This window comes from Wolbachia endosymbiont of Drosophila tristis (assembly GCF_028981745.1).
GTDB classification, from domain to species: domain Bacteria; phylum Pseudomonadota; class Alphaproteobacteria; order Rickettsiales; family Anaplasmataceae; genus Wolbachia; species Wolbachia pipientis.
In genome coordinates this window covers 80,106-82,870 of record NZ_JAPQLN010000113.1, presented here as the reverse complement: position 1 = coordinate 82,870, position 2,765 = coordinate 80,106, and the positions used below count along the sequence as shown (strand labels likewise).

Sequence of the window (2,765 nt, the reverse complement as noted above, 5' to 3'; positions counted from 1 at the left end):
TTTTTCTTCTACTATATTTTGTAATTTCATAATTCATTTTCTCAAAAATTCCCTGCTTCTTCCATTGCCTGAACTGCTCATACACAGTCTTCCATAGCGGAAAATCATTTGGTAAATACCGCCATTGACACCCTGTACGCAATACATAGAAAATTGCTTCTAATATTTCTCTTTTGCTATACTTTGGCGGCCTTCCTCCTTTCTTGTATGATACTCTGAAGTGTTTTTCTATTCTTGCCCATTCCCTTTCGCTTAGATCTGTTGGATACTTTTTTCTCATCTTTACCCCGTACTAAAATTTCAGATATTATAGCCTTTTACTTGTTTCCGGACAACCTCTAAATGTTAATGCAGAAGATGATGATAGATGTACACCTTTACATCTTGCTGCTGAAGGGAACCACATAGAGGTAGTAAAAATTCTAGTTGAGAAAGCAGATGTTAATATAAAGGATGCTGATAGATGGACTCCTTTGCATGTTGCTGCTGCAAATGGCCACGAAGATGTAGTAAAAACTCTAATCGCAAAAGGAGCAAAGGTTAAGGCAAAAAATGGTGATAGACGTACTCCTTTACATCTTGCTGCTAAAAATGGCCACGAAGGTATAGTAAAAGTTCTGCTAGAAGCTGGAGCAGACCCTTCATTAAAAGATGTTGATGGAAAAACGCCAAGAGACCTCACTAAAGATCAAGGTATAATTCAGCTTTTAGAGGAAGCGGAAAAAAAGCAAACGTTAAAAAATGAGAATAAAAAAACGCCAAAGGATCTTACTGAAAATAAAGATGTAATGCAGCTTCCAGAGAAAAAGGAAGAAAAACAAATTGGAAAAAATGCAATTGTGAAAGAAAAAGAACAATCTGCAAAAAATGCAATTGTAAAAGGTGTTATTGTGTGTTTTGTAACTGCAGTGATAGTTGGTGTTGCACTTGCATTTGCTACTGCCCTATCTGTACCAGCAATAATTGGACTAGCTGCAGGATCTGCGCTCATAGTTGGTGCTGGTCAATATATAATGTCAAAGCCTAAACCTGAAATGAAAGAAGTAAAGGAACCTGTGCCTAGAGAGACAGAAAAAGCACTTACTTGATTTTTGTTATCCTGTTGCTATCAGACTAGCCTGACACCTTATATTTATTGGGATAACTGTTTTATTATGAATTAAGTCAAAAACTCTGTAATATATTGAAGCTTAAAGATATCTTTAGATATGGAAGTCATTGCAGAAAATAGGAAAGCAAGGTTTGAATATTTCATCTTAGAAGAATTTGAAGCGGGTATGGTCTTATTAAGCAGTGAAGTTAAATCGCTAAGAGAAAGAAAAGTAAATATTTCCGACGCCTACGTTGTTGAAAAGAATAGCGAAGTATGGCTGCACAATATGCATATTGCAGAATATAAAGCTGCGAACCGAAAAAATCATAAACCAAAAAGGGAACGTAAATTACTCTTGCATAAAAAGGAGATAAATAAACTAATTGGTCAAATCAAGACTGCTGGGATAACTGTTGTGCCGCTTTCGGTCTATTTTAACGATAAAGGATTTGCAAAAACTAAAATTGCCATTGTAAAAGGAAAAAAACTCTACGATAAGAGAGCAACCATAAAACAGAGAGAGTGGGATCGTGAAAAAAGTAGATTGTCTAAGAATAATTTATAGCAAAATATGTCTTTAAATTCAGTAATTTTCAGCATCGGTCCTGTTTCTATATATTGGTATTCCTTAGCCTACGTTTTGGGTATAGTGTTTGCATATTGGTATTTACATAAGCTAGATGACCAAAAAATATTTACTAAGAATTTTTACGATTCGTTATTAACAGCCACTATTGTAGGTATTATCCTTGGAGGTAGACTTGGCTACGTATTGATATATGATCCAGTTCTTTATATAAGCAACCCTATTGAGATATTGAAGACCTGGGAAGGAGGGATGTCATTTCATGGTGGTGCTATAGGAGTTTTGCTTGCAGTAATAATTTCGTGTAAAAGACATAATATCCCTACATTTTATGCACTGGACCTAGTTTCTTGCGGAGTTCCCATAGGTTTATTTTTAGGTCGCATAGGCAATTTTATAAACGGAGAGTTATTTGGCAGAGTTACAACTATGCCATGGGGTATGGTATTTCCAGAGAGTGGTGATAATTTGCTGCATCATCCAAGCCAGCTTTATGAGGCACTTTTTGAAGGACTGCTACTTTTTGCAGTTGCAAATTCACTGTTTTTCTTAACTAGAATAAGACTGTATCACGGTGCGTTAACTGGTATTGCAGTTATGTGGTATGGAATAGCACGTTTTTTCGTTGAGTTTTTTCGCGAACCAGACTATCAAATTGGCTATTTGTGGCTTGATTTAACTATGGGGCAGTTGCTTTCTATACCTATGGTTTTGCTAGGAATGCTTGTATATCTAGGCGCATTAAATTTAAAATTTAATACGAAATCTGTCACATAGAGAAAAGGTGAGTTCAATAGAAAAATGTAGCCAGAAGCCCCACATTATGCACAATTGTACGAATTTTCTGCGTTGCAGTAGAATGAATCGGTGGGCTTTGTTGCATCGCTAGCTATGATGGATTAAAGATAAAAAAGGTGGAGAATATCAGTAGCTTATTATTCTGGTATTTATAACAAGAACGGTCAGTGAATACCTAAATTTGAGTAAAAGAAATTGCACTACCACTCACTAATCTGGCTAAAATTCAAGAATTTCAATGCTTTAGCTATTTTCAATAGAATTAAATTTATTAATATAAATAACAAA

The 2,765-nt window shown here is 35.3% G+C and carries 3 protein-coding genes and 1 pseudogene; 3 read left to right on the top strand and 1 reads right to left on the bottom strand.

Annotation, left to right across the window (positions count from 1 at the left end; translation table 11 throughout):
• Positions 1-280: IS5 family transposase (locus OZD64_RS06420; protein ID WP_044471353.1), on the bottom strand; the 280-nt coding region annotated here is incomplete at its 3' end.
• A 49-nt stretch (positions 281-329) separates the two neighbouring features.
• Between OZD64_RS06420 and OZD64_RS06415 the strand changes: the two are divergent.
• From OZD64_RS06415 to lgt, 3 genes and pseudogenes are all read left to right on the top strand, one after another.
• Positions 330-1,088 (top strand): annotated as a pseudogene (locus OZD64_RS06415) (ankyrin repeat domain-containing protein); the annotation flags it as partial.
• A gap of 120 nt (positions 1,089-1,208) precedes the next feature.
• Positions 1,209-1,658, top strand: a complete 450-nt coding sequence (gene smpB, locus OZD64_RS06410; RefSeq protein ID WP_007548863.1) for an SsrA-binding protein SmpB — start codon at positions 1,209-1,211, stop codon at positions 1,656-1,658.
• 6 nt (positions 1,659-1,664) lie between these two features.
• Positions 1,665-2,456, top strand: coding sequence for a prolipoprotein diacylglyceryl transferase (gene lgt / locus OZD64_RS06405; RefSeq protein ID WP_274999540.1), 792 nt, complete (start codon positions 1,665-1,667; stop codon positions 2,454-2,456).
• The last annotated feature ends 309 nt before the right edge of the window (positions 2,457-2,765 follow it).